The 1,844-nt window shown below is 47.9% G+C and carries 4 protein-coding genes; all 4 read left to right on the top strand.

Translation table 11 applies throughout. The features are described 5' to 3' along the window. Positions 1-347: 347 nt before the first annotated feature. Positions 348-809, top strand: a complete 462-nt coding sequence (locus H6F86_RS26110) for a helix-turn-helix domain-containing protein (RefSeq protein ID WP_190452800.1) — start codon at positions 348-350, stop codon at positions 807-809. Continuing rightward, positions 806-1,063: a hypothetical protein gene (locus H6F86_RS26105; protein WP_190452798.1), complete on the top strand. Its 258-nt coding sequence runs from the start codon at positions 806-808 to the stop codon at positions 1,061-1,063. Before H6F86_RS26110 ends, H6F86_RS26105 begins: the two co-directional genes overlap by 4 nt. Then, positions 946-1,320 carry a transposase gene (locus tag H6F86_RS26100; RefSeq protein WP_347241131.1) on the top strand — a complete coding sequence of 125 codons (375 nt, stop codon included), beginning with the start codon at positions 946-948 and terminating at the stop codon, positions 1,318-1,320. Before H6F86_RS26105 ends, H6F86_RS26100 begins: the two co-directional genes overlap by 118 nt. Before the next feature lie 139 nt (positions 1,321-1,459). After that, on the top strand, positions 1,460-1,844 hold a 385-nt coding region (locus tag H6F86_RS26095), incomplete at its 3' end, for an SMI1/KNR4 family protein (RefSeq protein WP_190452794.1).

The raw sequence follows: 1,844 nt of genomic DNA, 5'->3' as shown, positions 1-1,844 counted from the left end.
GCTCATGCTACTGCCCTAATGAAGCTGTTGACCTTGCTCTACTGTAGGAGCCCTTGTGTACTACAAAATACAGGAATTTTCGACAATTGGGCTGTTCGCCAACAGCAACCATTACTATACAAAGGCGGTTATTTATTTCTGAAAATCCTCGTGTCACCAGTGCAACGCTGCTTCCTGTCGTACACCATTAGTGGCTGCTGCCAGCGAATGCAATTTGAAAAGCCTTTCAAGTAGGGTGTTTGATCGATGAGGCGGGTCGTGCTACGCAAGGAGCAATCGCGCTCATAAGTAGGTCGCCATAGAAACTTGTAAGATGGTAGCGTTTCCATCGCCCGTTGCTCTTCCAGATGCCTGCGCCCCTGCAAGTCAAGTTGACCGTTGAGGAAGACACGACCATACGAGAACTGAGTTTAGCCACAGAAGTACCGCGCCGTACTCGTCAACGTGCTATAGTCATCCGCCTCAATAGCGCTGGTTGGCGGGTGGGACAAATTGCTCAACACTTACAACTGCATGAACATAGTGTGCGACGCGCGATTCGCCAGTGGCAAAGGGTTGGACTCTATGGGTTATGGGAGAAGCGCCGACCGGGACGGCAACACAGTTGGCACGAGGCAGATGTCAAAGTTGTCGAGCAATGGTTGCAGGAGGAGCACAGTTACACCAGTCCCCAGCTGTGTCCGAAGTTAGCTAGCGAACGCCAAGTCCACCTCAGCCAGCGCAGCATGAGCCGCTTGCTGCAAAAAAGGGGTTCTGTTGGAAACGCTTGCGCTATAGTCCACCTCAGACAAAACAGCCAGAGTATGTGAACTCTAAACGGGCAGACTGGGAACTGCTCAAGCAGTGGGCAACTGAAGGACTCGTGCGGGTGATGTACTTAGATGAAAGTGGGTTTGAGAAGACCAGTCCTTTAACGTACAGCGATGTCAAACGGGGGCAGCAACACTGGGTTGTCAAACGCATCGTCGAGGTCGTCGGCTTAGCCTGCTTGAATTTTGGCAACCAGGGCAGGGGTTTGACTACGGCATGGTCGTGGGTGGGTTCAACAGTGCGCGCTACTTAAGCTTGACGCACTGGCAAGCCGAACGAGTCAAAGCTCACTGGCAAGCGACCGGACAAAGCACAGTGATCGTGCAAGATGGAGCGTCGTTTCATCGCTCCAAGGTGGTGCAAGCTTGTTGGCAACACTGGCAGGCGATGGGCTTATACATCTTCTACTTACCGCCTTACTCACCACAGATGAATCGCCTTGAAGATGAATGGTTACAGCTTAAGCGACATCAACTGTGTTCTCAGTTGTTCGAGCATGAGTATGATTGAGCCATAACGCTGATGGATGTGATTGAGCAACGAGGTCAAAGGCGGGGGTATCCTGTTGAGCGTTTTATATTTAATTCTGGTTAGTTACTTAAAATGGCTTTGTGTTTTATTGAAAACATAATCAGAGAGGATACATTTCATGATTTCCCCATTGAATCGAATTATGAATTGGCTACAAGTCAATTGCTCTGACTATGCTGAGTCTTTTCTTCCAGGGTTGTTTGATAGAGATATTCAAGCGATTGAGGAAAGACTTCAATTATGCCTACCTGAATCTCTTCATGCACTTTACCAATGGCATAACGGTACAGAAGAAAGCCCTAACCATAGGGATGCTTTTGTTGTATTCCATTTCTCACCGTTAGAGCAAATGGCTGAGGTCTATGAGGATCTATATTCTGCGGATCTGGATGAATGTTTAACTTTGAAAGATGGAAGACGTATGTTTCCATTTTCTCAATACAATGATGGATTTCTAGCAATTTTGATTGAAGACAGTGTAACTCCAAAAGCAGGACAAGTTG

Source organism: Phormidium sp. FACHB-592 (assembly GCF_014695795.1).
Taxonomy (GTDB): Bacteria; Cyanobacteriota; Cyanobacteriia; order Leptolyngbyales; family Leptolyngbyaceae; genus Stenomitos.
Note: the sequence above shows the minus strand (reverse complement) of the source record. Positions and strands in the feature narration are given on the sequence as shown.

Excerpts from the sequence above, each read along its gene's own strand:
- H6F86_RS26110 (WP_190452800.1), top strand. The coding sequence starts at position 348 with ATGCCTGCGCCCCTGCAAGTCAAGTTGACCGTTGAGGAAGACACGACC.